This is a genomic window from Mycobacterium sp. NGS67, from assembly GCF_059812185.1.
In genome coordinates, this window is the sequence record NZ_JCALCF010000010.1 from 1 (window position 1) to 26,713 (window position 26,713).

General features: G+C 67.5%; 23 protein-coding genes and 2 pseudogenes. 8 read left to right on the forward strand and 17 right to left on the reverse strand.

Translation table 11 applies throughout. The features are described from left to right. Nucleotides 1-176 precede the first annotated feature (176 nt). Nucleotides 177-1,565 (reverse strand): class II 3-deoxy-7-phosphoheptulonate synthase, encoded by a 1,389-nt coding sequence (locus AC5Y4D_RS11440; protein WP_500037173.1) that lies wholly within the window; start codon nt 1,563-1,565, stop codon nt 177-179. A gap of 49 nt (nt 1,566-1,614) precedes the next feature. Beyond that, the gene (locus AC5Y4D_RS11445) at nt 1,615-2,094 is read right to left on the reverse strand and encodes a polyadenylate-specific 3'-exoribonuclease AS (protein WP_499944996.1); all 480 of its coding nucleotides are present in this window, start codon (nt 2,092-2,094) and stop codon (nt 1,615-1,617) included. A 158-nt stretch (nt 2,095-2,252) separates the two neighbouring features. Here AC5Y4D_RS11445 and AC5Y4D_RS11450 point away from each other — a divergent pair, with 158 nt between their 5' ends. After that, nucleotides 2,253-3,530: a glycosyltransferase 87 family protein gene (locus AC5Y4D_RS11450; RefSeq protein ID WP_500037174.1), complete on the forward strand. Its 1,278-nt coding sequence runs from the start codon at nt 2,253-2,255 to the stop codon at nt 3,528-3,530. Nucleotides 3,531-3,536: 6 nt separating this feature from the next. Here AC5Y4D_RS11450 and AC5Y4D_RS11455 read toward each other — a convergent pair whose 3' ends face one another. The 5 genes and pseudogenes from AC5Y4D_RS11455 to AC5Y4D_RS11475 all read right to left on the reverse strand — a co-directional run bounded on the left by AC5Y4D_RS11455 (nt 3,537) and on the right by AC5Y4D_RS11475 (nt 6,956). After that, nucleotides 3,537-4,286 (reverse strand): lysophospholipid acyltransferase family protein, encoded by a 750-nt coding sequence (locus AC5Y4D_RS11455; RefSeq protein WP_499990300.1) that lies wholly within the window; start codon nt 4,284-4,286, stop codon nt 3,537-3,539. A 214-nt stretch (nt 4,287-4,500) separates the two neighbouring features. Beyond that, nucleotides 4,501-4,762, reverse strand: a pseudogene (locus tag AC5Y4D_RS11460) (hypothetical protein); the annotation flags it as partial. Beyond that, nucleotides 4,759-6,021: an ArsA family ATPase gene (locus AC5Y4D_RS11465; protein WP_499990476.1), complete on the reverse strand. Its 1,263-nt coding sequence runs from the start codon at nt 6,019-6,021 to the stop codon at nt 4,759-4,761. The pseudogene AC5Y4D_RS11460 and the gene AC5Y4D_RS11465, both read right to left, overlap by 4 nt. Continuing rightward, nucleotides 6,018-6,452, reverse strand: a complete 435-nt coding sequence (locus AC5Y4D_RS11470; RefSeq protein WP_499990301.1) for an SRPBCC family protein — start codon at nt 6,450-6,452, stop codon at nt 6,018-6,020. The genes AC5Y4D_RS11465 and AC5Y4D_RS11470 overlap by 4 nt, the downstream gene beginning before the upstream one ends. A gap of 114 nt (nt 6,453-6,566) precedes the next feature. Further along, complete coding sequence (locus AC5Y4D_RS11475) at nt 6,567-6,956, reverse strand: polyketide cyclase / dehydrase and lipid transport (protein ID WP_500037175.1); 390 nt, start codon at nt 6,954-6,956, stop codon at nt 6,567-6,569. Nucleotides 6,957-7,086: 130 nt separating this feature from the next. Between AC5Y4D_RS11475 and AC5Y4D_RS11480 the strand changes: the two genes are divergently transcribed. Further along, on the forward strand, nt 7,087-8,889 hold the full coding sequence (locus tag AC5Y4D_RS11480) for an AMP-dependent synthetase/ligase (RefSeq protein WP_499990304.1): 1,803 nt from the start codon (nt 7,087-7,089) through the stop codon (nt 8,887-8,889). 111 nt (nt 8,890-9,000) lie between these two features. On the opposite strand, the gene pimB is transcribed toward AC5Y4D_RS11480, so the two are convergent. The 4 genes from pimB to AC5Y4D_RS11500 form a co-directional block, all read right to left on the reverse strand. After that, entirely contained in the window at nt 9,001-10,131 is a 1,131-nt protein-coding gene (gene pimB, locus AC5Y4D_RS11485; RefSeq protein WP_500037176.1) for a GDP-mannose-dependent alpha-(1-6)-phosphatidylinositol monomannoside mannosyltransferase, read from the reverse strand. 48 nt (nt 10,132-10,179) lie between these two features. After that, entirely contained in the window at nt 10,180-10,890 is a 711-nt protein-coding gene (locus AC5Y4D_RS11490; RefSeq protein ID WP_499945760.1) for a gluzincin family metallopeptidase, read from the reverse strand. An 85-nt stretch (nt 10,891-10,975) separates the two neighbouring features. Then, nucleotides 10,976-12,139 (reverse strand): peptidoglycan hydrolase RipC, encoded by a 1,164-nt coding sequence (ripC, locus tag AC5Y4D_RS11495; protein ID WP_500037177.1) that lies wholly within the window; start codon nt 12,137-12,139, stop codon nt 10,976-10,978. A gap of 172 nt (nt 12,140-12,311) precedes the next feature. Continuing rightward, nucleotides 12,312-12,578, reverse strand: a complete 267-nt coding sequence (locus AC5Y4D_RS11500) for a hypothetical protein (RefSeq protein ID WP_500037178.1) — start codon at nt 12,576-12,578, stop codon at nt 12,312-12,314. A 126-nt stretch (nt 12,579-12,704) separates the two neighbouring features. On the opposite strand from AC5Y4D_RS11500, the pseudogene AC5Y4D_RS11505 reads away from it, so the two are divergent. Continuing rightward, nucleotides 12,705-14,525, forward strand: a pseudogene (locus AC5Y4D_RS11505) (DEDD exonuclease domain-containing protein); the annotation flags it as partial. Here AC5Y4D_RS11505 and trpD read toward each other — a convergent pair. Further along, nucleotides 14,463-15,554, reverse strand: a complete 1,092-nt coding sequence (gene trpD, locus AC5Y4D_RS11510; RefSeq protein WP_500037179.1) for an anthranilate phosphoribosyltransferase — start codon at nt 15,552-15,554, stop codon at nt 14,463-14,465. The pseudogene AC5Y4D_RS11505 and the gene trpD overlap by 63 nt on opposite strands. Before the next feature lie 113 nt (nt 15,555-15,667). Between trpD and ctaE the strand changes: the two genes are divergently transcribed. The 4 genes from ctaE (at nt 15,668) to qcrB (ending at nt 20,052) form a co-directional block, all read left to right on the forward strand. Then, nucleotides 15,668-16,279: an aa3-type cytochrome oxidase subunit III gene (gene ctaE, locus AC5Y4D_RS11515; RefSeq protein ID WP_499945745.1), complete on the forward strand. Its 612-nt coding sequence runs from the start codon at nt 15,668-15,670 to the stop codon at nt 16,277-16,279. Nucleotides 16,280-16,316: 37 nt separating this feature from the next. After that, a complete protein-coding gene (gene qcrC, locus AC5Y4D_RS11520; protein WP_499945744.1) occupies nt 16,317-17,162 on the forward strand; it encodes a cytochrome bc1 complex diheme cytochrome c subunit in 846 nt (281 codons plus the stop codon). A 68-nt stretch (nt 17,163-17,230) separates the two neighbouring features. Next, complete coding sequence (gene qcrA, locus AC5Y4D_RS11525) at nt 17,231-18,391, forward strand: cytochrome bc1 complex Rieske iron-sulfur subunit (RefSeq protein WP_499945759.1); 1,161 nt, start codon at nt 17,231-17,233, stop codon at nt 18,389-18,391. After that, a complete protein-coding gene (gene qcrB / locus AC5Y4D_RS11530) occupies nt 18,388-20,052 on the forward strand; it encodes a cytochrome bc1 complex cytochrome b subunit (RefSeq protein WP_500037180.1) in 1,665 nt (554 codons plus the stop codon). The genes qcrA and qcrB overlap by 4 nt, the downstream gene beginning before the upstream one ends. A 104-nt stretch (nt 20,053-20,156) precedes the next feature. Here the strand turns inward: qcrB and AC5Y4D_RS11535 are convergent, their stop codons facing one another. The 4 genes from AC5Y4D_RS11535 to ctaC all read right to left on the reverse strand — a co-directional run bounded on the left by AC5Y4D_RS11535 (nt 20,157) and on the right by ctaC (nt 23,456). Further along, the gene (locus AC5Y4D_RS11535) at nt 20,157-20,807 is read right to left on the reverse strand and encodes a DUF2561 family protein (RefSeq protein ID WP_500037181.1); all 651 of its coding nucleotides are present in this window, start codon (nt 20,805-20,807) and stop codon (nt 20,157-20,159) included. Beyond that, nucleotides 20,808-21,758, reverse strand: a complete 951-nt coding sequence (locus AC5Y4D_RS11540; RefSeq protein WP_500037182.1) for an MmpS family transport accessory protein — start codon at nt 21,756-21,758, stop codon at nt 20,808-20,810. A 181-nt stretch (nt 21,759-21,939) separates the two neighbouring features. Beyond that, nucleotides 21,940-22,359 (reverse strand): cytochrome c oxidase subunit 4, encoded by a 420-nt coding sequence (locus AC5Y4D_RS11545; RefSeq protein WP_499945737.1) that lies wholly within the window; start codon nt 22,357-22,359, stop codon nt 21,940-21,942. An 8-nt stretch (nt 22,360-22,367) separates the two neighbouring features. Then, on the reverse strand, nt 22,368-23,456 hold the full coding sequence (gene ctaC / locus AC5Y4D_RS11550) for an aa3-type cytochrome oxidase subunit II (protein ID WP_500037183.1): 1,089 nt from the start codon (nt 23,454-23,456) through the stop codon (nt 22,368-22,370). Between the two features lie 191 nt (nt 23,457-23,647). On the opposite strand from ctaC, the gene asnB reads away from it, so the two are divergent. After that, a complete protein-coding gene (asnB, locus tag AC5Y4D_RS11555; protein ID WP_500037184.1) occupies nt 23,648-25,630 on the forward strand; it encodes an asparagine synthase (glutamine-hydrolyzing) in 1,983 nt (660 codons plus the stop codon). Nucleotides 25,631-25,703: 73 nt separating this feature from the next. On the opposite strand, the gene AC5Y4D_RS11560 is transcribed toward asnB, so the two are convergent. Next, nucleotides 25,704-26,678 carry a carbohydrate kinase family protein gene (locus AC5Y4D_RS11560; protein WP_500037185.1) on the reverse strand — a complete coding sequence of 325 codons (975 nt, stop codon included), beginning with the start codon at nt 26,676-26,678 and terminating at the stop codon, nt 25,704-25,706. Between the last annotated feature and the right edge of the window lie 35 nt (nt 26,679-26,713).

The following is a 26,713-nucleotide window of genomic DNA, read 5'->3' on the forward strand; positions in this document are numbered from 1 at the left end:
GGGGTACGACGTCACTCTCGAACCACGCACCACCGTCGCCTAACCATCACCACCTAGCCACTCACCAGCCGTGGTCACCTCTATTTTCGAGTGAGACGCAAAAGCCCCCATTTCGTGCCGAAATCGGGGGCTTTTGCGTCTGCTCGCCCCGGGCTGCGGCCGGGCTGCGGGTGCGGCTAGTCGCGCAGCATCTCCGCGACCAGGAAGGCCAGCTCGAGGGACTGCTGGGTGTTCAGCCGCGGGTCGCACGCTGTCTCGTAGCGACCGGCCAGATCGTGGTCGGAGATGTCCTGCGCGCCGCCCAGGCATTCGGTCACGTTCTCGCCGGTGATCTCGACGTGGATGCCACCCGGATGGGTGCCCAAGGCGCGATGCACCTCGAAGAAGCCCTGCACCTCGTCCACGATCCGATCGAAGTGCCGGGTCTTGTACCCCGTCGACGACTCGTGGGTGTTGCCGTGCATCGGATCACACTGCCAGATCACCTGGTGACCGGCGGCCTGGACCTTCTCGATGATCGGCGGCAGCACGTCGCGCACCTTGTTGTTGCCCAGCCGGCTGACCAGGGTCAGCCTGCCCGGCTTGTTGTGCGGGTCGAGTCGCTCGACGTATTCGACGGCCAGTTCCGGCGTCATCGTCGGGCCGATCTTGACGCCGATCGGATTGGCGATCACCTCCGCGAAGGCGATGTGCGCGCCGTCGAGCTGACGGGTGCGCTCCCCGATCCACACGGTGTGCGCCGACAGGTCATAGAGCTGCGGTTGGCCGTTCTCGCCCTCGGAAAGCCGCAGCATGGACCGCTCGTAGTCGAGCACCAACGCCTCGTGGCTGGCGTAGATCTCGGCGGTCTGCAGGTTGCGGTCGGCCACCCCGCAGGCGCTCATGAACCGCAGCGCGCGGTCGATCTCGGCGGCCAGCGCCTCGTAGCGGGCTCCGGCCGGCGAGGTACGCACGAATTCGCGGTTCCAGTCGTGCGCCAGGTGCAGCGACGAGAACCCCGACGAGGTGAGCGCACGCACCAGGTTCATCGCGGCGCTGGCGTTGGCGTAGGCGCGGACCAGCCGCGACGGATCGTGGTCACGGACCGCGGCGTCGGGGGCGAAGCCGTTGATCATGTCGCCCCGGTAGGACTTCAGGCCGAGGGCGTCGATGTCGGCCGACCGGGGTTTGGCGTACTGACCGGCGATGCGGGCCACCTTGACCACCGGCATGCTGGCGCCGTAGGTCAGGACCACGGCCATCTGCAGCAGGGTGCGGATGTTGCCCCGAATATGCGGTTCGGTGTTGTCGGTGAAGGTCTCCGCGCAGTCGCCGCCCTGCAGCAGGAACGCCTCACCCCGGGCGACCTGGGCAAGTTGTTCCTGCAACCGGACGATCTCCGAGGACACCGTCACCGGCGGCACGCTCTCGAGCACCGTGCGCATCGCCGCCGCCTGGTCCTCGTCCCAGCTGGGCTGCTGCACGGCCGGCTTGGCCAGCGCCGCGTCCAGCCGGGCCCGCAGATCCGCGGGCAACGGCGGCAACGGCGGCAGCTGGTCGATCGGAATGTCGACGGTCCAGTTCATCGGTCCATCGTAACCGTGGCCGCCTGCACCCGGCTGATCAGGGCGAACGCTACTCCCCGCTGATAATTCGGAAGCGCCGCAACTGATCCCGCGCGTCCACCAGCGCGTCGTGCACGTCGCGGGAACGCGGTGGCAACCGCGGACAACCGCGGTCTTCCCACAACTGGCGCAGCTCTCGGGTGAATCGGGGTATCGCCTTCGGCAGCGCCGGCATCGCACCCCACAACTGGCACAGCGCGACGTGGTCGTAGGCGGCCACCCAGGCCCACAGCTCGATCGGGTCCGGGCCGTCGACGCGGAGGAACTCTTCCAGGTCAGCACGGATCCGACTGCGCGAACGCCACAGCTGGGAGGCCGGTGACGGCAGCTTGGGCAGGACGTTCTCCCGCACCCAGGTCCCGGCCCGCCCCGGATCGAATTCGGTGGACACCGCGTAATACTCGCGGCCGTCTTCGGCGGCCACGCCGATCGAGATCAGCTCGATGGTGCGGCCGTCCTCGATGAACTCGGTGTCGTAGAAGTACCGCACCGCCGCAGCCTAACCGCCGAGCCGGGGCACCTCCCGCTGGCGAGCAGACGCAAAAGCCCCCAAACCGGCCGGTTTGGGGGCGCTTTTGCGTCTGGTCGCGCAATCAAGTGACGCGCGCGGGCCGGAGTTGGCGCGACAACGATTAGGCTGTCCTCGACATGAGTAGATGGCGGTCGCCCGACGTGGGCAGTCGAGTCGGGCGGGCCTCGCTGTGGTGCCTGGCCTGGTTAGTGGCTGCGCTGGGGTTGGCCAGGGCGTGCCGTCAGCTGTTCACAAACGTCCCGTACCGCATCGACATCGACGTCTATCAGATGGGCGCGCAAGCCTGGCTGGACGGCCGTCCGCTCTACGACGGGAATGTGTTGTTCCACACACCGATCGTGGATCTGCCGTTCACCTATCCCCCGCTGGCCGCGATCGTGTTCAGCCCGTTCGCCTGGCTGGGCATGCCGGTCGCCAGCCACGTGATCACGGCGCTGAATCTGGTGGTGTTGCCGGTGGCGACCATGATCGTGTTGACCCGGCTGGACGTGTGGGCGGAGTCCCGCTGGTTGCCAGGTCCGGCCTGGCTGCGCCGACTGTGGCTGGCCGTGCTGGTAATCGCCCCGGCGGTGATCTGGCTGGAACCCACCAGTTCGAACTTCGCCTACGGCCAGATCAACGCGGTGCTGATGGCCCTGGTGATCGCCGACTGCTTGCCACGGCGCACGCCGTGGCCTCGGGGCCTGTTGCTGGGCGCGGGCATCGCGCTCAAACTGACCCCCGCGGTGTTCCTGCTGTATTTCCTGTTACGCAAGGACAACCGGGCCGCCCTGACCGCGCTGGCGACCTTCGCCAGCGCCACGCTGGTGGGTTTCGCGCTGGCCTGGAGCGATTCCTGGGACTACTGGACGCACACCCTGCACCACACCGACCGCATCGGCTCGGCCGCGCTGAACACCGATCAGAACATCGTCGGCTCACTGGCCCGGTTGGGACTTGATCAGCACGAACGCTTCCCGCTGTGGGTGCTGGCCAGCCTGCTGGTGCTGGGCTCGACGATCTGGGCCATGCGCCGGGTGCTGCGCGCCGACGAGCCGACTCTGGCCGTCATCTGCGTCGCCCTGTTCGGGCTGGTCGTCTCGCCGGTGTCGTGGTCGCATCACTGGGTCTGGATGTTGCCTGCGGTACTGGTCACCGGAGTGCTGGCGTGGCGCCGCCGCAACATCGCGCTGGCCGTCGTCAGCCTCACCGGCGTGGCGCTGATGAAGTGGACGCCGATCGACCTGATGCCCAAGCACCACGAGACGACGGCATCCCTGTGGCGACAGCTGGTCGGGATGTCTTACGTGTGGTGGGCGCTGGCGGTGCTCGTCGTGGCCGGCGCCACCGTCACCGCGAAGGTGACGACGGAGCGGACCGCCACGCGCGAACGCACGCCGGTCCCGGCCGCCTAACGTCCGTCAGCCGACTGCCGTCTCGGGGATTCGGGTGGCATCCGAGGAACCCCTTTTGGATCCCTCCGCATCGTCTTTGTCGGCGCTGCCGTCCTTGACGCTGGCAGCGTAGATGTCGACGTACTCCTGCTCGGACAGTCCCATCAGCTCGTACATCACCTCATCGATGACGGCGCGCTCGATGAAGTGGTTGCCGGCCAGGCCGTCGAACCGGGAGAAGTCCATCGGTTCGCCGAACCGGACGGTCACTCGGCCGAACCGCAACCGGCTGGTGCCGGGTGGGTTGACTTTGTGGGTCCCGATCATCGCCACCGGGATCACCGGGACGCCGGTCTGCAGGGCCAGGCGGGCCAGCCCGGTCTTGCCCTTGTAGAGCCGGCCGTCCGGCGACCGGGTGCCTTCGGGATACATCCCGAGCAGCTTGCCCTGACCCAATACCTGGCTTGCGGTGTCCAACGCGGCCTGCGCGGCCTCGGAATCGCTGCGGTCGATCGGCACCTGCCCGACGGCGGTGTAGAACCAGCGATTGAACCAGCCCTTGAACCCGGTACCGGTGAAGTATTCGGCCTTGGCCAGGAACGTGATTCGGCGTCGGACCACCAGCGGGAGGAAGAAGCTGTCCATCACCGCCAGGTGGTTACTGGCCAGGATCGCCGGACCGGAACTCGGAACGTGTTCCAGCCCTTCGACTTTCGGGCGGCCGAGCAGAGACAGCAAGGGGCCTAACAGGACGTACTTGAACAGGTAGTACCACATGGTTCTCCCTCATGCCCCGCACCGGACGGTGTCTGCGCCAACTGTACCCACCGAACGATGGCTCCGACCACCTCGCACCAGCCGGCTCAATCCTGCAGCGTAACCGGGATGGGCTGGTAGCGCGTTTTCGCGTTGCCATTGGTGCTCACCGGGTCCTGGCCGACGCCGGCCCCGTCGACGGACTGATCGGTATCCGACGAGTCGGTTGCCACCGTTTGGTCGATGTCGTCGACGATGGCCCGCACCACTTCCAGTAGGGCCACGCTGTGGTTGGCGATGACCGTCACCAACGGGTGCTGTTCGCCGGAGACCACCGCGGCCAGCGCGCACACCGGGCACCACACCTGCTGGCACTGGCCGGCTCCGGCACTGATCGCCATCGTGGCCGCCGCGCGCACGCCCGGGTCGATCCCGTCCAGAATCGCCTGCGCGAGCCGGCGCAGTTCGGGGCCGATATCGGTATGAGCCCTACTCACCTTGGCCATACCTCCGGATCTGGTCGAAATCGAACTGTCAGCTCACTGGACCGCAACTGGGCGTCAAGCACCGTACACCGCCGCAACACCGAGGCCAGTCGAACCCGCCTCCGCACTCCGCCCGCACTGATGACCAGGTCGTCGTCCGACCGGCCCAACGTCAGGGATCCGGGATCGAGTTGGGGCAACGCTAGCCGCAGTCGGTACACCGATTCCAGTCCCGACCCCGATTCGAGGTCGACGACGGGGCGCAGCGGGCCGGGCGGGGCATCGCCGCGCCGGTGCCGGGCGCTGTCGAGCAGTCCCGCCAGGGCCTTGGGACCGATCGGCTCACCGGCCTGGTGCGGCACCAGGACCAGCGCCACGTCCCCGATGGTGGCGTCGAGTTCTTCCAGGACGGCGCGTTGCTCCGAGATGCGCTCGGCGTACCAATAGAACGCCGGATGGTCGGGCAGGCTGCTGTACTCGTAGTTCTCGTCGCGGACGAGGACCTGGTTGACGAGCAGTTCTTCGACGCGCACTCCCATCAGGGCCAGCGACCCCAGGGTGCGGGCCGCCTCGGCGGCGACCACCCGCTCGGGGGTGAGCACCAGGTGGGCGCTGACCAGGTCACCGTCGGACAGCAACGTGCTGAGCTGATCGACGCTGTCGCTGATGCGTTCCAGCAGATCGACCACCGCCCCCGAACGGCTGTCGTCGGCGCCGACGCTGAGCCGGCGGTGCCGCGGCCAAGCGCGTTCGACGTACAGGCCGAAGGTGGCCGGCAGGGTCAGCATCCGCAACGCGTCGGCAGTGGAGGCACAGTCGACGACGATGCGGTCCCATCGTCCCGACGCGGCGAGCTCGCCCACCGCGTGCAGGCCGAGTACTTCCTGGATACCGGGCAGGGCCGAAAGTTCTTCGGGGGCAAGGCTGGTCAGGTCGGAGCCGGGAAGCTGGGCGTCGAGTGCCGCCACCACGTCGCGCCACCGGTTCTCCAGCAGCGCCAGCGTGTCCAGGGCCAGCGCGTCCAGGAAACCGCCACCGGTCTCCGGGTCGTCGGCGATGACGCGGACGGCCTCGTCGGTACCGGTCGGCGGGACGGGCACACCCAGCACGTCGCCCAGCGAGTGGGCCTGGTCGGTGGACACGATCAGCACGCGCTGACCACCGCTGGCATCGCTGACCGCGGTCGCGGATGCCAGGGTGGATTTCCCTACCCCGCCTTTGCCGACGAAAAGACTGATCCGGGCCGGGGTGAGGGCGACGGAATCACTCAGCCCTCGACTCGTTTCTTCAGATCTTTCAACGCGCCGTCGATCAGCCTGCGTTCGGCCTTGCGCTTGAGCATGCCGATCATCGGCACGGCCAGATCGACCGCCAGCTGATAAGTGACGTCAGTACCAGAACCATTGGGCGCCAAGAGGTATGAGCCTTCCAGCGACTTGAGTAGCGAGCTGGATTCCAGGGTCCAGCTCAGCGACTTCCGGTCCGCCGGCCACTGGTAGTTCATGATCAGGGTGTCTTTGAAGATGGTCGCGTCCATCAGCATCCGCGCCTTCTTCGGGTAGCCGTCGTCGTCGGCTTCGAGGACATCGACCTTCTTGTACTCGTTGATCCAGTCCGGGTAGGACTCGAGGTCGGCGATGGCCTTCATCACCTCAGCCGGATCCGCATCGATGTAGATCGTCTGCTCGGTCTTGTCCGCCACCTGGTTACTTCCCTTTCCCCGCCCGATCGTTTGCCGGAGCGCCCCAATTCTCCTGCAAAACGGTACTCTTCCATGCCGAGTTTCCAGACCGTATCGAGGCAAACCTCGACCCGGTCAAACTACCGGAGAAACGCCGACCGGACGCGACTCTTCCAGCGTCGTCTTCACTTCGAACGCCATCTTCTTGCCCGCCACCCGGCGCCGGTGCGTCACTTTCGCCAGGTTCAGCTTGGCCAGCTCCGCAGCCGAAACGCCGGTGGGCTCCGCGTGCAGGAAGTAGTGCAGCACCACCCCGTCCAGGGACGGTTCCAGCCAGACCTCCATCGTGCCCGTCAAGGCCCCGGCGACCATCCATCGGATGCCTTTCTCGGCGCGATCCTCGGTGACCTGCAGCCGCAGGTCAGGCCACCAGCGACGCCATTTGGACGGATCGGCGATGGCAGCCCCGACCAGTGCTCCGTCGGCGGCGACATATGTTTGGTCAGCGATCTGGATGCTGTTCATCGCCACAGCTTCACATACCCGCCCACGTCGAACCGGTTCGGCTCCGAAGTGCCGCAGGGACCGCACTAGGCTGGGTTACGACAAGCCGACCACCGTCAACCGCCACGTCAGGTCAAGCGAGGTAAATAGAGTGCGTCAGTACAGTGTCCCGGCCCGCTTTTCCGTCGACGAGCACGACAACGTCGCGGCCGTGGTCTTCGAACACGAACGTAACGACCCCGACTACGTGATCTACCAGCGGCAGGTCGACGGCGAGTGGACCGACGTCACCTGCGCGCAGGCCGCCGCCGAAATCCGCGCTGCCGCACTGGGTTTGATCGCTCTGGGAGTAGAGGCCGGGGACCGGGTGTCGATCTTCTCGGCCACCCGCTACGAGTGGGCGATCCTGGATCTGGCGATCCTGGCGGTGGGCGCGGTGACCGTGCCGATCTACGAGACGTCCTCGGCAGAGCAAGTGCGGTGGGTGCTGCAGAACTCCGAGGCGGTGCTGGCGTTCGCCGAAACCGATGCGCACGCCGCGACCGTCACCGAGCTCACCGGTGAACTGCCCGCGTTGCGCCGCGTGCTGCACATCGACGGATCCGGCCCCAAAGCACTCGAGCAGCTGGTGGAGGCAGGCGAATCCGTCGACGCCGCCGAGCTGACCGCGCGCCAGGAAGCACTGCGCTCCGAAGACCCCGCGACGCTGATCTACACCTCGGGCACCACCGGACGGCCCAAAGGCTGCCAACTCACCCACTCCAACCTGCTGTACGAGATTCGCGGCACCCGCGAGTGCCTGCCGACGCTGCTGTGTGAGGGGCAGAGGTTGCTGGTCTTCTTGCCGCTGGCGCACGTGCTGGCTCGGGCGCTGACGCTGTCGGCGTTCACCAGCAAAGTCACCGTAGGCTTCACCAGCGACATCAAGAATCTGCTGCCTTTGTTCGCGGAGTTCAAACCGACTGTGGTGGTGTCGGTTCCGCGTGTCTTCGAGAAGGTGTACAACACCGCCTCGCAGAACGCCTCCAACGACGGCAAAGGCGCCGTATTCAAGGCCGCGGTGCAGACGGCGGTGGACTGGAGCCGCGCCTACGACGACGGCAAGCCCGGGCTGGTGCTGCGCGCCAAGCATGCGCTGTTCGACCGGCTCGTCTACCACAAGCTGCGCGCTGCGTTGGGTGGCGACTGCCACGCCGCGGTTTCCGGCGGTGCACCGCTCGGCGCGCGGCTGGGCCACTTCTACCGCGGGGTCGGACTGACCATCTACGAGGGCTACGGCTTGACCGAGACCAGTGCCGCGATCACGGTCAACCAGATCAACGGCCTGAAGATCGGGACCGTCGGCAGCTTGCTGCCCGGCAACAGCCTCAAGATCGCCGACGACAAGGAACTGCTGGTGCGCGGCGGCGTGGTGTTCAGCGGCTACTGGCAGAACGAGCAGGCCACCGAGGAGGCATTCACCGACGGCTGGTTCCGCACCGGCGACCTGGGCTCGATCGACGAGGACGGCTTCTTGAGCATCACCGGCCGCAAGAAGGAGCTGATCGTCACCGCCGGCGGCAAGAACGTCGCACCCGCGGTGCTCGAGGACCAGTTGCGGTCGCACCCGCTGATCAGTCAGGCCATGGTGGTCGGCGACAACAAGCCGTTCATCGGCGCGCTGATCACCATCGACCCGGAGGCGTTCGACGGCTGGAAGAGCCGCAACAGCAAATCCGACGGTGCCTCGGTGGGCGACCTGGCCACCGACCCCGACCTGGTCGCCGAGGTGGACACTGCCGTCAAGCAGGCCAACCTGCAGGTGTCGAATGCCGAGTCGATCCGCAAGTTCCGGATCCTGCCGGTCGACTTCACCGAGGACACCGGTGAGTTGACGCCGACGATGAAGGTCAAGCGCAACGTGGTCGCCGAGAAGTTCGCTTCCGACATCGAGGCGATCTACGACAAGGAGTAGCCGCCTCCCCGCGCGAGCAGACGCAAAAGCCCCCATTTCGGCACGAAAATGGGGGCTTTTGCGTCTGCTCGGCACACCGAACTGCTCGCCACACCGAACTGCTCGGCACGCCTAACGCAGCAGGTCGGTGAGGCGCGCGGCCAGCGTGTCCCAGCGCCACTGTGCCGTCACCCACTCCCGGCCGGCGGCGCCCATCGCCGCCGCCCGGTCGCGGTCGGTCAGCAACCCGGTGATCGCTTCGGCGATCTGGTTCACCGAGTTGCCGTCCACCACCAATCCAGTCTCGTTGTGCTGCACCGTTTCCGGCGCGCCACCGGAGTCGCCGGCGACCACCGGCACCCCCGTCGCCGACGCCTCGAGGAAGACGATGCCCAAACCCTCCACGTCCATCCCCGCTCCGCGGGTCCGGCACGGCATCGCGAACACGTCGGCCATCGCATGGTGGGCGGGCAGGGCGTCGCCAGGGATGCCACCGGTGAACGTTACGTCGTCGGCCACGCCGTTCTCCCGGGCCAGCTTGCGCAGCGTCTCCAGGTACGGACCGCCGCCGACGATCACCAGAGCGGCACCGTCGACCTGGCGCCGGATCGACGGCAATGCACGGATCAGCATGTCCTGGCCCTTGCGCGGCACCAGCCGCGACACGCACACCACCGTCGGCCGATCACCCAGCCGATACCGCGCGCGCAATTCGGCGCGGGCAGCCGGATCCGGCCGGAACCGGTCGCTGTCCACCCCGGGTGGCAGGTATTCCAGCGAGGCCCCCGGCCCGAAGGCGGGCGCGAACCTGGATCTGGTGTAACGACTGACGAAGGTCACCACATCGGTCCCGTCACCGATCCGGCGCAGCACCGACCGCGCGACCGGCAGCATCGACCACCCCACTTCGTGACCGTGGGTACTGGCCAGCACCCTCGCCACCCCGGCCTGGCGGGCCCGCGGCGCCAACAACGCCAGTGGCGCGGCAGCACCGAACCAGACTGTGTCGATGTCGTGCTCGGCAATCAGCCGGCGCATCCGCATGTCCACCGTCGGGACCGGCAGCATCAGTGTGGTGGGATGGCGCACCACCCGGTAGCCCGCGGCTTCGTCAAACTCCCCGGCGCCCTTCCACTTTGGCGCATACACCGTGATGGTGTGCGAACCGGAGTCGACCAGGCGGTCCACGAATTCCCCCAGATACGACTGGATGCCGCCACGTCGCGGGGGAAAGTCGTTGGTTACCAGCAAGACCCGGCTCACCACGTCACGTTAGCGCGGCAGGCACGCGCGACCCGGTAGCGGCGCGGATCAGGCGCGACTGGCCATCCACTGCTGCCAGTGCGTCAGCACGCCGGGCAGATCCAGGCCGAGGACCGCGCGGACGGCGCCGGGCACATCCGCGTGCCCGACACCGCACGCCGCCACGTACAGTTCGCGCAGTTTCAAGGCCCCATAGGTATCGGCGACGAATCGCGCGAACCACCAGGACCGGTCGTATGCCAGCGAGCGCAGCGGGCCGGGGGCGTCCAGATCGTCGTCTGACGGCAATGACGTGGCAGAGCCGGCCGGCACCGCGGGCTGGGGTCGGGCGACGTAGTCGGCCACCCCTTCGGTCAGCCAGCGTGGGGCGTCCAGCGCGGTGTCGGCCCGCGCCGCGTAATGAAACAGCTCGTGGGACAGCACAATTCGCAGTGCGCTGTCGCTCATGCCGGCTGCGCCGGGGGCGAACACGATCCGGGCGTTGGCCACCGTGCGGTGCGCCGGGTCGACACGATCGGCCACCGTCACCGCCGCGATGTCCGTCCACTGTGCGGCCGGACCGCCGCCGGCCGCGACTCGGAACTGCTCGTCCGAACCGGTGGTCACCACCGGGATCTCGGGTGGCCAATCGGCACCCCAGAAGTCCACGACTGCATCCACCGCGGAACGCATGTGCACCGACACCCGCGACAGCAGACGGTCCGCGTCAGGTCCGCCGAGGTTGACCGCCCGCACCACCCGATCGTGCGTGGCCGTCATCGGATGAACCGGGAGGACGAGCGCCGCGATCAACTCAGCGAGCAGTACGCCTGCCAGCAGCAGGCGCGGCACTGCCACGCGAATCTCAGTAGCGCCGGGCGTCGTAGATCGGGCCGGAGGAGTTCATCGGCACCACCCGAACCGGCTGGCCGAAGGTGGAGGAATGCACCATCATCCCGTCGCCGATGTAGATGCCGGCGTGCGATGCGTCGGAGTAGAACGTCAGCACGTCACCGGGTTGCAGCTCGCCGAGCGACACCGGCTGGCCGCCGTGTGCCAGCGCCTGACTCGAGTGCGGCAGCGAGATGCCCGCCTGCTGGAACGCCCACATGACCAGCCCGGAGCAGTCGAACCCGCCGGGCGCAGCGCCACCCCACACGTACGGCGATCCGATCTGGGTCAACGCGGCCTGCACGACCACCGCACGGTCCCCGCCACCACCACCGCCACCGGGTTCGGTGAACGGCGCTCCGGTGAAACCGCCGGGCGGCGGCACCTGACCGGGAGCCGGCGCACCGTCTGGCGCGGGCGGCGCGCCGGGCGGCAACGCCTCGGGGGCCGGCGCACCCGGCACACCCTCCGGCGCCGGTCCGGGATTGGCCATGGCGGTGCGCTGTTCGGGCGTCAACGCCATGTATTGGGACTTCACCACGGCGATCTGCACCTGCAACTGGCTCTGCTTGTGCTGCAGGTTGGCCCGCACCGCGGCGGCCTGCTCGGCGGCGGCCTTGGCGTCGGCCGCCGATTTCGCAGACACCTGCTCGGCCTTGGCGGCCTGCTCGCCAGCGGCCTTGAAATTGGCCATCTGAGTTGACATTTGACGGGCCATCACCCGCTGTACGGCCAGACCGTCGATCAGCAGCTGCGGCGACTCCGCGGTCAGCATGGCGTCCAGCCCGTCGGTGCGACCACCCATGTAGGCGGCTGCGGCAACCTTGTTGACCGCGGTCTGGAACGAGGCCAATCGCGCCTTCGCGGCGTCCGCGGCGGCCTGGTCGTCGGCCAGCTTCCGCTCCGCGGCCTGCAAGGCGCCCAACTTGTCGTTCAAGTCGAGTTGTGCGCTGTGCATCGCCTCGGTGGTCTGCTCAGCCCGCCGGGACAGCTCGTTGAGTTTTGCCAGCGCGTCCTCGGCGGGATCGGCCATCACACCCGCGGCCGAAATGCCGGACAACACGACGAAGCTCGCTAACGAACCGAGGGCAGACCTCTTGATGACGCGCACGGTCGAATGCCAAAAGTCGAGCCTCAAGATTTGCTTCCTTAAACTGCCATCGACGCCAATGCGTCGAGCGGGTTTAGGTCTCAAACAGGTTACGAAACGATATCGGCGTTTGTCCAAAGGGAGGGCTTAAGAAATTAGGAAGATTTCTGTCATTTCTATGTGGTGCAGGGATCTTGCCGTCGTCGACCATACACGAGCCTCACGCGACCCCGGGCTCACGTCCGCGCCGGATCGGGACCAGCCGCAACCGCGGCGCCAATCCCACCTCGGCGAGCGCCTGCAACGCGACTTGTTCGTCGTAGGAAAGGGATTCGGGCACGCCGAGTAATACGCTGACCACGCACTCGCGACACCCCGGCCCGCGGACCGCGCAATCGTCGCAGTCGATGACCACCGACTCCCCGGGCCGGAGCGCCCCGGCGTCGACGGGACGGCGCTCCCTTTCAGCTCCGCTGCTGAGTGCCATCTGAGTCCTTTCGTCCGAGCTCTCATCCATAAATCGAGCTGATCCGCACGGTAACGGTCGGCACCGACAACACCGTTCGGCGTGGCAACGCCAACGGTGTCGGTGCCCCTGCTTAACGTCACGCCCATGAGTGCTACCGGTGGGAGTCAACTCAGCTTCGCCGGACTGGACGGGTGGGACGCCGGCGAAGAGCCTTCGCTGCGCGAGACCACCTTTGTGGTGGTCGACCTGGAGACCACCGGCGGGCGCGCGGTCGGGCACCCCGGCGTCGTACCCGACGCGATCACCGAGATAGGCGCGGTCAAGGTGCGCGGCGGTGTCGTGCTGGGTGAGTTCGCCACCCTGGTCGACCCGCAGCGCAGCATCCCGCCGCAGATCGTCCAGCTGACCGGGATCACCACGGCAATGGTGTGCGACGCCCCGCCCATCGACGCGGTGCTGCCGATGTTCTTCGAGTTCGCCGCCGACTCGGTGCTGGTGGCCCACAACGCCGGCTTCGACATCGGGTTCCTGCGCGCCGCCGCCGAGCGCTGTCAGCTGAACTGGCCCCGCCCCAAGGTGCTGTGCACGGTGCGGTTGGCGCGGCGGGTGCTGAGCCGCGAGGAAGCCCCCAGCGTGCGACTGGCGGAGTTGGCCCGGCTGTTCGCGGTGGCAACCCAGCCCACTCACCGCGCCCTCGACGACGCCCGCGCCACCGTGGACGTCCTGCACGCGCTCATCGAACGAGTCGGCAACCAGGGCATCCACACCTACACCGAACTGCGCTCGTATCTGCCCGACGTCACGCCCGCTCAGCGGCGCAAGCGGGTGCTGGCCGACGGACTGCCGCGCCGCCCCGGTGTCTACCTGTTCCGCGGACCGGCGTCGGAGGTGCTCTACATCGGCACCGCCGTCGACCTGCGACGTCGCGTCAGCCAATACTTCAACGGCGCCGATCCGCGGGGCCGGATGAAGGAGATGGTCGCCCTGGCCGGCGCGATCGACCACGTGGAGTGCGCGCACGCGCTGGAAGCCGGCGTGCGTGAGCTCCGGTTGCTGGTCGCTCACGGCCCGCCCTACAACCGTCGGTCGCGCTTCCCGCACCGCTGGTGGTGGCTGGTGCTCACCGACGAGGCGTTCCCGCGGTTCTCGGTGGTCCGCAACCCCGGGCATGACCGCGCCGTCGGACCGTTCCGGTCCCGCACCGAGGCCGCGGACACCGCCGCCCTGCTTGCCCGGTTCACCGGGGTACGGACCTGCACCAAAAGGCTGGCCCGGTCGGCCCGGCACGGTCCGGCGTGTGCCGAAGTCGAGATATCGCCGTGCCCGGCAGCCCGGGACGTAACCGCCGAGCACTACGCCGAGGCGGTGCGTCGTGCGACGGGGTTGATCGAGGGCACCGACAACAGCCCGCTGGCCGCGGCTGCGGCCGCGGTCACCGCGCTGGCCGAACGGCATCATTACGAGAGCGCGGCACGCCTGCGCGACCACATCGCCACCGCCGTTGAGGTGCTGTGGCGAGGCCAGCGGTTGCGGACCCTGACCGCGCTGCCCGAGTTGATCGTCGCCAAGCCGGACGGCCCCGACGGCAAGGACGGCTACCAGCTGGCCGTCATCCGGCACGGCCAACTGGCCGCCGCGGGGACCGCCGCGCGCGGTGTGCCGCCGATGCCCGTCGTCGAGACCCTTGTCGCCGGCGCCCAGGCGGTCCTGCCGGCGCCGGCACCGCTCGGCGGCGCGCTGGTCGAAGAGACCGCACTGATCGCCCGGTGGCTGGCCACGCCGGGAGTGCGGATCGTGCGCGTCAGCGGTGACGGTTGGGCCTCGCCACTGCGGGCGGCGGGCGCCTGGGCGGCGTGGGCGGCCACGGCCCGCTCGGCGCGCCTGGCCGGTGAGCAGGCCGATTCACACCTGCTGACCGAACCGCACCCAACGCGCGAGCAACTGTTCGGCCGCCCCGGTGTCGATCGTGTCGGCGGCGCGGCGCAACCCGTCTTCCCACGCCGGCAGCCATTCAGCGCGGCTGGATAATCCCGCGTGGGCCACCAGTGCCCCCGCCGCGTTGAGCACGACGGCGTCGCGCACCGGACCCTTCTCCCCGGCCAGCACGGCCCGCACCTCCGCGGCGTTGACCTGGGCGTCGCCACCGCGCAACTCGTCGATGTCGGCGCGGGCGAAACCGAACCCCGCGGGATCGAACTTCAGCTTGTCCACGGTGCCCGCCTGCACCCGCCAGATGGTGCTCGTCGTGGTGGTGGTCAGTTCGTCGAGCCCGTCGTCGCCGTGCACCACCAACACACTCGACCGGCGCGCGGCAAACACCCCGGCCATCACCTCGGCCAGATCGGCGAACGCGCAACCGATCAGGCCGGCCCGCGGCCGGGCCGGATTGGTAAGCGGCCCAAGGAGATTAAATACGGTGGGTACTCCGATTTCGCGCCGCACCGCTGACGCGTGCCGGTAGGAGGGATGGAACTGCGGCGCGAAGCAGAACCCGATCCCCAGCTCTTGAAGGCTGCGGGCGACCTGTTCGGGTTCCAGGTCGATGCGCACCCCGAGAGCTTCCAGCGTGTCGGCGCCGCCGGACAGCGACGAGGCCGCGCGGTTGCCGTGTTTGACGACGGGGACGCCGGCCGCCGCCACCACGATCGAGGCCATGGTGGACAGGTTGACGGTGTTGAACCCGTCACCTCCGGTACCGACGACATCCACAGCGTCCTCGGGCAGCGCGTCGACAGGCATGGGGCGGGCGTGGTCGAGCATGACACCGGCCAGCTCGCTGACTTCGTCGGCCGTGGGACCCTTCATCTTCAGCGCCACCGCGAACGCCGCGATCTGAGCCGGCTGCGCGTCTCCGCCCATGATCTGGTCCATGGCCCAGGCGGCATCCCCCCGCGTCAGATTCCGCCGCTCGGTCAGTCGCCCCAGCACCCGCGGCCAGGACGGTGCCGCACCGGGAAGACCCGCGGACGGAACAGCCTCAGACGACGCAGCCACGCGCCGATGGTCCCACGCGTACCCGACCGCCACCCAACCGCCGCCACGCCGAATTACGCGAAAAATGTCACCCGGGTAGTGCTCGACAACTACAAAGCGTCATACTTGCGGATGTGACGAGTGCTGTAGGGACCTCGGGTACTGCGATTACGTCGCGAGTGCATTCGCTGAACCGGCCCAATATGGTCAGTGTTGGCACCATAGTGTGGCTTTCCAGCGAGCTCATGTTCTTTGCTGGCCTGTTCGCGTTCTACTTCACGGCGCGAGCGCAGGCAGCCGGGAACTGGCCGCCGCCGCCGACCGAGCTGAACCTGTATCAGGCGGTGCCGGTGACGCTGGTGCTGATCGCTTCGTCGTTCACCTGCCAGATGGGTGTTTTCGCCGCGGAACGGGGCGACGTCTTCGGGCTGCGCCGCTGGTATCTACTCACCTTCGGGATGGGGTTGTTCTTCATCCTGGGCCAGGCCTACGAGTACGTTCACCTGGTTCAACACGGCACCACCATCCCCGGCAGCGCCTACGGCAGCGTCTTCTACCTGGCGACCGGGTTTCACGGCCTGCACGTCACCGGCGGTCTGATCGCGTTCATCTTCCTGCTGATCCGCACCAGGATGAGTAAGTTCACCCCGGCTCAGGCGACCGCCAGCATCGTCGTCTCGTACTACTGGCACTTCGTCGACATCGTGTGGATCGCGCTGTTCGCGGTCATTTATTTCATCCGATGAGCCCGCGGCTACGAATCCAGCAAAAGAGGAGTGTCGGTTGAGGAAATTGGGGTCTACCCGATCTGGTAGCGGTGAGCGTAAGGCCCGGTCCCGCCGGCGTCTGCGCCGTCGCCTGTCCGGCGGCCTGTTGCTGCTGATCGCGCTGACCATCGCCGGTGGCCTGGCAGCGGTGCTGACGCCGACGCCGCAGGTGGCCGTGGCCGACGAATCGGGCTCGGCGCTGCAGCGGACCGGCAAGCAGCTCTTCGAGACGTCCTGCGTGTCCTGCCACGGCGCCAACCTGCAGGGGGTGCCCGACCACGGGCCCAGCCTGATCGGTGTCGGCGAGGCGGCCATCTATTTCCAGGTGTCGACCGGACGCATGCCGGCGATGCGCGGTGAGGCGCAGGCCCAGCGCAAGGAACCGGTCTTCGACGAACACCAGATCGACGCGATCGGCGCCTACGTGCAAGCCAGGGGTGGCGGCCCGACCGTGCTGCGCAACCCCGACGGCAGCCTGCAGATGGAGTCGCTGCGCGGCACCGACCTCGGGCGCGGCGGCGACCTCTTCCGGCTGAACTGCGCGTCGTGCCACAACTTCACCGGCAAGGGCGGCGCGCTGTCGTCCGGGAAATACGCGCCGGACCTGGGACCGGCCAACGAGCAGCAGATCCTCACCGCCATGCTGACCGGTCCGCAGAACATGCCGAAGTTCTCCGACCGGCAGCTGTCGCTGGAAGCGAAGAAGGACATCATCGCCTACGTGCGGACCACGGCTGAGGAGCCGTCGCCGGGCGGCTACGGACTGGGCGGGTTCGGACCCGCACCCGAGGGCATGGCCGCTTGGATCATCGGCATGGTCGCTGCTATCGGGCTGGCACTGTGGATTGGGGCACGGACGTGAGCGAGGGTTCTGACGTGACGCACGACGCCGGCCGCAAGGCCAGCTCGGACACCGACACCGACACCCACCTGGGTCGCAAGGAGCCGGACGACGGCGCGCTGGCCAACATGTCGCGGCAGGAACTGCTGGACCTGGGCAGCGAGATGGACGGCGTCCAGATCGTCTACAAAGAGTCCCGCTGGCCCGTTGAGGGCACCAAAGCCGAGAAGCGTGCGGAGCGCTCGGTGGCACGCTGGCTTTTGCTGGGCGGTGGACTGGGGCTTGCCCTGCTGGTGGTTTTCCTGTTCTGGCCGTGGGAGTACAAACCGAGCGGGACGCCGGGCAACTTCTGGTACTCGCTGGCCACCCCGCTCTATGGGCTGACCTTCGGCGGCTCCATTCTGGCGATCGCCATCGGCGCGGTGCTGTACCAGAAACGCTTTATCCCACAAGAGATCACGATCCAGGACCGTCACGACGGGGCATCCCGCGAGATCGACCGCAAGACGGTGGTGGCGAACCTGGCCGACGCTTATGAAGGGTCGACGGTCGGACGCCGCAAGCTGATCGGACTTTCGTTCGGCATCGGCCTGGGTGCGTTCGGTCTGGGCACCCTGGTCGCGTTTGCCGGCGGCCTGATCAAGAACCCGTGGAAGCCGGTCGTTCCCACCGCCGAGGGCATGAAGGCGGAACTGTGGACGTCGGGCTGGACACCACGGTTCAAGGGCGAGACCATCTTCCTGGCCCGGGCCACGGGCGCCCACGACGGCCCGCCGTTCGTGAAGATGCGTCCCGAGGACATCGACGCCGGCGGGATGGAGACCGTCTTCCCCTGGCGCGAATCCGACGGCGACGGAACCACGGTGGAATCGCACGAGAAACTGTCGGAAATCGCCATGGGCATCCGTAACCCGGTGATGCTCATCCGGATCAAACCCAGCGACGTGGACCGGGTGGTCAAGCGCAAGGGTCAGGAAAGCTTCAACTTCGGGGAGTTCTTCGCCTACACGAAGGTCTGCTCGCACCTGGGCTGCCCGGCCTCGCTGTACGAGCAGCAGTCCTACCGCATCTTGTGCCCGTGCCATCAGTCGCAGTTCGACGCCCTGCACTTCGCCAAGCCGATCTTCGGTCCCGCGGCCCGTGCACTGGCGCAGCTGCCGATCACAATCGACAAGAACGGGTATCTCGTCGCCAACGGCGACTTCGTCGAACCCGTAGGACCGGCATTCTGGGAGCGCACAACCTCATGAGTCCTAAACTGAGCCCTCCGAAAATCGGTGACGTCCTGGCCGGCCAGGGCGACGCGGTCGACACTCGCTACCACCCGTCGGCGGCGGTGCGTCGTCAGCTCAACAAGGTGTTCCCGACCCACTGGTCGTTCCTGCTCGGCGAGATCGCCCTGTACAGCTTCATCGTGCTGCTGATCACAGGCGTGTACCTGACGCTGTTCTTCGACCCGTCCATGGCCGAAGTCACCTACAACGGCGTCTACCAGCCGCTGCGCGGCGTGGAGATGTCGCGCGCCTACGAGTCGGCGCTGCACATCTCCTTCGAGGTCCGCGGTGGCCTGTTCGTCCGCCAGGTCCACCACTGGGCCGCGCTGATCTTCGCGGCGGCGATCATGGTGCACCTGGCGCGCATCTTCTTCACCGCCGCATACCGCAGGCCGCGCGAGGCCAACTGGGTCATCGGTTCGCTGCTGCTGATCCTGGCCATGTTCGAGGGTTATTTCGGCTACTCGTTGCCCGACGACCTGCTCTCCGGGATCGGTCTGCGGGCGGCGCTCTCCTCGATCACGCTGGGCATGCCGGTGATCGGAACCTGGCTGCACTGGGCACTGTTCGGCGGCGACTTCCCCGGCACCATCCTGATCCCGCGGCTGTATGCCCTGCACATCCTGCTGCTGCCGGGGATCATCCTGGCCCTGATCGGCGTCCACATGGCGTTGGTGTGGTTCCAGAAGCACACCCAGTTCCCCGGTCCCGGCCGCACCGAGCACAACGTCGTCGGCGTCCGGGTCATGCCGGTGTTCGCCGTCAAATCCGGTGCGTACTTCGCCGCCATCGTCGGCGTGCTCGGCCTGATGGGCGGGCTGCTGACGATCAACCCGATCTGGAACCTCGGACCCTACAAGCCATCTCAGGTCTCCGCCGGTTCGCAGCCGGACTTCTACATGATGTGGACCGAAGGCCTGGCCCGTATCTGGCCGCCATGGGAGTTCTACTTCTTCCACCACACCATTCCGGCTTCGGTGTGGGTGGCGTTGATCATGGGCCTGATCTTCGTGCTGCTGACCATTTACCCGTTCCTGGAGAAGCGCTTCACCGGGGATTACGAGCACCACAACCTGCTGGTGCGGCCGCGGGACGCACCGGTGCGCACCGCCGTCGGCTCCATGGCGATCTCCTTTTACATGGTGCTGACGCTGGCGGCCATGAACGACATCATCGCGTTCAAGTTCCATATCTCGCTGAACGCGACCACGTGGATCGCCCGCATCGGCATGGTGATCCTGCCGCCGCTGGTCTACTTCGTCGCCTACCGCTGGGCGGTCGGCCTGCAGCGCAGCGACCGCGAGGTGCTCGAGCACGGCGTGGAGACCGGCATCATCAAGCGGCTGCCCCATGGCGCCTACATCGAGTTGCATCAGCCACTGGGCCCCGTCGACGACCACGGCCACCCGCTGCCGTTGGAGTACCAGGGTGCTCCGCTGCCCAAGAAGATGAACAAGCTGGGCTCGGCCGGCACACCCGGTAGCGGCAGTTTCCTGCGCGCGGACCCGACGACGGAAGACTCGGCGCTGCGGGAGGCGAGCCACGCTGCCGAACACCGTGTCCTCACGGCGTTGCGGGAGCACCAGGAAGGCATCAACGGCTCCGGTAACGGTTCTTCCAACGGCGAGCACCACTAGAGGCACGATCAGCGGGGCCGGGCCGGCGGCGGTGACGCGCCGCTAGTGGCCGGCGGCGGTGACGCGCCGCCAGTGGCGGGCGGCGGTGACGCGCCGCTAGGGGCCTAGTGGCCGGCTTGCCCGCTACGCAGCTGTCGCACGTAGGCCCATTCGATCGCCGGCATGCCCGCGGCGATCAGTCCGGCGAACGTGTAGCTGACCCACGAAGCCCCTTCGTGACCCGCGGCCATCAGGTAGGTCGCCAACGCGACGCCGGTCAGTGCGGCGCCGATGGCACTGGTCAGGGCGAGCGTGCCGCGCAACCAGAGCCGGTCGACGGCCTCACCGGACCACTCGTCAACGCCCCCATAGGCTTTCACCGCGTCCCGGCGCGTCGGCTCGGCCAACGCGCGCGATCCGGGGCGCCCACCCACCCGGACCGGCTGCCTGGCGGGCCCACGCCCCTGCAGCGCCCTCGACCGGACCACCGGCTCGGCCTGCGTCGTCCGCCGGGCCCGCAGCAACACCGGGATGGCGCCCGCGATGACCAGCGCGGAGACGATGATGACCGCATACAGCACCCACGTGGTGTGGGGGCTCCGCGCCATTTTGTGGAAGCCGCGGCCCAAATCCGTCAAGGCGACGGCGGCTGCCACGCTGACGCCCACCAAGACCAGCCAGATCGCGGCGCAGGCACCGATCATGACGCGGTCGATGATGTCAGGATTGACCACCGGATCCGGCCCGCGCCGGTACGCGGAATATCTGCCGACCATTCAGCAGCTCGTCTGCGGTGAGTCGTTGGTGTTGGCGGACAATACCGTCCCATCGCTAGTGATGATCGAACAGTTCAGTTTGCTGACGTGGAACAGACTGGAGGCCTCCAGCGAACCGACATCGGATTGCGAGATCGGCGTGACCGTCATCGACCACGGGATATAGACGTTGTGCTGGGTCCGGCGCCGGCCGGAGGAATCGACGTAGGTGACCGAGATGATGTCGCCCGGAGCCTTGCTGCCGGTCACCGAATAGGTGACCTGTCGCGGACCGGTCAGGGTCGTGGTCGGCGCCGGTGGCGGTGCCGCCGCGCTCGGGCTGGGTGCCGCAGGCGGCGGCGCAGTGGCCGAAGGTGACGGCGGCGGCGCAGTGGTCGAAGGTGGCGGTGGCGGCGGTGGCTCCGACGACGACGGTGGCGGCGGCGGCGGCTCCGACGACGACGGCGGCGGTGGCGGCGGTTCGGAGGACGACGGCGGCGGCTTGGTGGTGGTGATCTGGTCCTGCACCGGCGATGTCGACGACGAAGTGGTGGTATCGGGGTTGGCGAGTTGGCGGGAATCGGAATGCGTCACGAGCAGTGACACCGACGTGACCAGCGCGATCGCGGCCACGATCGCCGCGACGCCGACCACCCAGGGCCAGCGCGGAGCGGAGTCCTCGTCTCGGTCGAAGGCGTCGTAACTGTCGTAGTCGTAGAGCGCCAGATCGGCCGGGATGTACGGGCCGCTGAGGAATTGCTCGGACTCCGGCGCCGAGTACGCCCGGGAGTGGGTGTCGGTTTCTGCGGGGTCTGCTGGAACGTCCACGGCATCAAGCGAATCCGGCCCGTCACCGTGGTCTGGGTCTGACAGTTCGTAGTCGAGTGCGTCGCCACCGGAGTCCAGATCGGTGGGCTCACCGGCACGGTCGGATTCGTCAGGTTCCCATCCCGGCGGATACGGCCCGCTCATGTCTGCCTACCCTGTCCAACTACCCGACCGGCGCGCGTGACTGGGCGACTGGATCCGCGCACACGCGCTCGGTGATTTCTCATGCTGCCTCGGAAACCCTACCCAACCGGTTGGGACACAACCGCCGCGGCAAACTGGCACCGATCAACTGATGCCCTGATTGTGACCTTCTGGGCAGCGCTCAGTGCTTCTCGGGACCAACGTAGTACTCGAAGACCAGTCCGGCTACCGAGGCGAGGATGAACACCACGCCCGCGACGATCAGCCAGGGCAACCACAAGGCCATTCCAGTGGCCGTGACGGACCCGGACAGCGCGATCATGATCGGCCACCAGCTGTGCGGGCTGAAGAAACCCAATTCCCCTGCCCCGTCGCTGATCTCGGCGCCCTCGTAGTCCTCGGGCCGGGTGTCCAGACGACGGGCGACGAACCGGAAGAAGGTGGCGACGATCAACGCCAGCCCGCCCGTCAGCGCCAACGCGGTGGTGCCGGCCCACTCCACACCGCCGACGGCGAAGATGGCGGTCAGCACTCCGTAGAGGATCGTCACCACCACGAAGAACGCGGCGACGAACTCGAACAGCCTGGCTTCGATGTGCATGAGTTGTCCTAACCTCTTGGGCTCGGGGCCAATTCGCCGCGGCGGGTGTCGAACGGACGGGTCTTGATCGCCAGCGGCGGCTGGTTGATCGCCTGCAGAGCCTCGGCGTTGGTCTTACCGGCGATGCGCTGCTGCAGGAAGGCCACGAAGTCGTTGGGTTCGACCACGCGGATCTCGAAGTTCATCATCGCGTGGTAGGTGCCGCACATCTCCGCGCAGTGACCGACGAACGCGCCGGTCCGGACGATCTCGTCGACCTGGAACCGGTTGACGCTGTTGTTCGCGACCGGGTTGGGCATCACGTCGCGCTTGAACAGGAACTCCGGCACCCACCAGGCGTGGATAACATCGGCCGAAGCCTGTTGGAATTCGATGCGCTTGTGAGCCGGCAGCACCAGGACCGGGATCTCGGTGCTGGTCCCCAGGATCTCGACCTTGTCGAAGTTCAGATAGGTGCGGTCCTCGGTGTTGAGTCCGTGGACCGGTCCGACGAGCTCCTCGCCGTGCCTGTCCTTACCCTCCGGTTTGGACGTCATCGCCCGCTTCTTCGCCTCGTCGAGACCGTCGTACTTGAAGGTCTTGTCCTTGAAGTTGACGCTCTGGTAGCCGAACTTCCAGTTCCACTGGAAACCGGTGATGTCGATCACGACCTCGGGGTCGTCGGCCAGGTGGGTCATCTTCTCCTGCACCACGACCGTGAAGTAGAACAGCACCGAGATGATCAGGAACGGCGTGACGGTGAGCACCAGCTCCAACGGCATGTTGTAGCCGAACTGCCGAGGTAGCTCGGTGTCGGTCTTCTTGTGCCGGTGGAAGGCCGAAGCCCAGAAGATCAGGCCCCACACGATGATCCCGACGACGAAAGAAGCGATCACCGCGCCGATCCACAGTTGCCTGTTGGCGTGGGCCTGGGGGGTGATGCCTTCGGGCCAGCCGAGCGCCAGCGCGTCCTGCCAGGTGCAGCCACTGAGGGCGAACGCCAGCAGACCCAGAGTCGCGACCAGCAACACCGGACGCAGACGGCGGGCCAAGCCGCCAGCGCGTCCAGAACTGCACTGCGACAGGCTTTGCGAACGGTCGAGCCCGCGACGTGTCACGTTGGCGCCTCCTGTATCACAAGCTGGGCCGACCGGCCTGTCAGCCGACTCGGCTCACTCGGATGTCGAATACTACGCAGCGTAGACCACGCCCACCCGGCAGGCGACTGCCTGGTCACCCCGACCCGCCGGACGGGGCCCGGCCAGCGGCATCGCGCAGGTATCGGCCGCGTGCGGCATACTGGGGCGCCGTGTGTGGACTGCTGGCCTTCGTCGCCGCTCCGGCCGGTCAACCAGGCGCTACGGGTGCGGCCGACCCGGGGCACATCGACCGGGCCGACGACGCGATCGGCGGCGCATCGCACCTGATGCGGCACCGCGGTCCGGACGAATCCGGCACCTGGGCGGACCCGGATGCCGACGGTTCGGTGATCTTCGGGTTCAACCGGCTGTCCATCATCGACATCGCCCATTCCCATCAGCCACTGCGTTGGGGGCCGCCGGACGCGCCGGATCGCTACGTGCTGGTCTTCAACGGGGAGATCTACAACTACCTGGAACTGCGTGACGAACTGCGCGCCGAACACGGCGACGTATTCACCACCGACGGCGACGGGGAGGCGATCGTCGCCGGATTCCACTTCTGGGGCCCCGAGGTGCTCACCCGCCTGCGCGGCATGTTCGCGTTCGCCCTGTGGGACACCGTCACCCGGGAGCTGTTCTGCGCCCGCGACCCGTTCGGCATCAAACCGCTGTTCATGGCGACCGGCACCGGCGGCACCGCGGTGGCCAGCGAGAAGAAGTGCTTACTGGACCTGGCGGAATTGGTCGGCTTCGACGCTGCGGGTTCTGGGATCGACGAGCGCGCGGTGCAGCACTACACCGTGCTGCAGTACGTGCCGGAGCCCGAGACGCTGCACCGTGGGGTGCGCCGGCTCGAATCGGGCTGCTATGCCGTCATCCGCCCCGGCGCGGAACCGGACGTCACCCGTTACTTCGCGCCGCGCTTCAGGGCGGTGCCGATCACGTCGGACACCGAGCAGGCCCGCTACGACGAGATCACCGCGGTACTCGAGGATTCGGTGGCCAAGCACATGCGCGCCGACGTCACGGTCGGGTCGTTCCTGTCCGGCGGCATCGACTCCACGGCGATCGCGGCGCTGGCGATCCGGCACAACCCGCGGCTGATCACCTTCACCACCGGTTTCGAGCGCGAGGGCTTTTCCGAACTCGACGTGGCGGTGGCTTCGGCGGAGGCGATCGGCGCGCGGCACATCGCCAAGGTGGTCAGCGCCGAAGAGTTCGTCGGCGCGTTGCCCGAAATCGTCTGGTACCTCGACGAGCCGGTCGCCGACCCGGCGTTGGTCCCGCTGTTCTTCGTCGCCCGCGAGGCCCGCAAACACGTCAAGGTGGTGTTGTCCGGGGAGGGCGCCGACGAGCTGTTCGGTGGTTACACGATCTACCGGGAACCGTTGTCGCTCAAGCCTTTCGACTATCTGCCGCGGCCGCTGCGCCGGTCCATGGGCCGGGTGTCCAAGCCGCTGCCGGAAGGCATGCGCGGCAAAAGCCTGTTGCACCGTGGCTCGTTGACCCTCGAAGAGCGCTACTACGGCAACGCCCGCAGCTTCTCCGACGCGCAGTTGCGCGACGTGCTGCCCGGATTTCGGGCGGAGTGGACCCACACCGACGTCACCGCCCCGATCTATGCCGAGTCGGCCGGCTGGGATCCGGTGGCCCGGATGCAGCACCTCGACCTGTTCACCTGGCTGCGCGGCGACATCCTGGTCAAGGCCGACAAGATGACGATGGCCAACTCGCTGGAGTTGCGGGTGCCGTTCCTGGATCCCGAGGTGTTCGCCGTCGCGTCGCGGCTGCCCTATCAGGCCAAGATCACCCGCACCACCACCAAGTACGCGTTGCGGCGCGCGCTGGAGCCGATCGTGCCCGCGCACGTGCTACACCGGCCCAAATTGGGCTTTCCGGTGCCCATCCGGCACTGGCTGCGCGCCGGTGAACTGCTGGAATGGGCCTACGAGATGGTCGAGTCGTCGCAGGCCGGCCACCTGATCGACGTCGCCGCGGTACGTCGCATGCTCGACGAGCACCGTCTCGGCGCCGCCGACCACAGCCGACGACTGTGGACGCTGCTGATCTTCATGCTGTGGCACGCGATCTTCGTCGAGCACAGCGTGGTGCCCCAGATCAGCGAACCGGTCTACCCGGTCGAGCTCTGAGCGCGAACAGACACAAAAGCACCCATTTTCGGCGAGAAATGGGTGCTTTTGCGTCTCCTCGCGGGCTAACGACTCAGGCGAGCACCGCGGCGATCTCGGAGGCCGCCTCGTCGCCGAAAGCGCTGGTCAGCCTCGCGGCCGCGATCGACCGGTCCCACTCCCAGTTCTGGGTTCCGGTCGATTCCAGTACCAGCACCGCGACCAGCGAACCGAGCTGCGCCGACCGTTCCAGGCTCAGTCCGGCGCTGCGGCCGGTCAGGAACCCGGCGCGGAAGGCGTCGCCGACGCCGGTCGGGTCGGTGCGGCTGGTCTCGGGCACCACTCCGACGTGCAGCGACGTGCCGTCGCGTTCGACGATGTCGACACCCTTGGCGCCCAGCGTCGTCACCCGCAGATCGACCTGCGCCATCACGTCGGCCTCCGACCAGCCGGTCTTGGACAGCAGCAGATCCCATTCGTAGTCGTTGGTGAACAGGATCGCTGCACCGTCGATGAGCTGCTTGATCTCATCGCCCGAGAGCCGGGCCAGCTGCTGCGAGGGGTCCGCGGCGAACGCCAGCCCCAACTTGCGGCACTCGTCGGTGTGCACGACCATCGCCGCCGGGTCGTTGGCGCCGATGATCACCAACTCGGGGGTGCCGATGTTCTGCACCACCTCGGCCAGCTTGATGTCGCGGGCCTCCGACATCGCTCCGGGGTAGAACGACGCGATCTGGGCCATCTCGGTATCGGTGGTGCAGACGAACCGCGCGGTGTGGGCGGTGTTGGAAATGAGCACGTTGTCGCAGTTCACGCCGTGCGACTGCAGCCAGTCCCGGTAGTCGGCGAAGTCGTTGCCGGCCGCACCGACCAGCGCGGCGCTGCCCCCGAGCACGCCGATGGCGAAGGCGATGTTTCCGGCCACTCCCCCGCGATGCACCACCAGGTCGTCGACCAGGAAGCTCAGCGACACCTTGCTCAGGTGTTCTGGCAGCAACTGCTCGGAAAACCGACCGGGAAACCGCATCAAATGGTCGGTGGCAATGGAACCGGTTACCGCGATGGTCACTAAATCTCCGCCCTTCGTTTCTAAGGTCGTCTAGC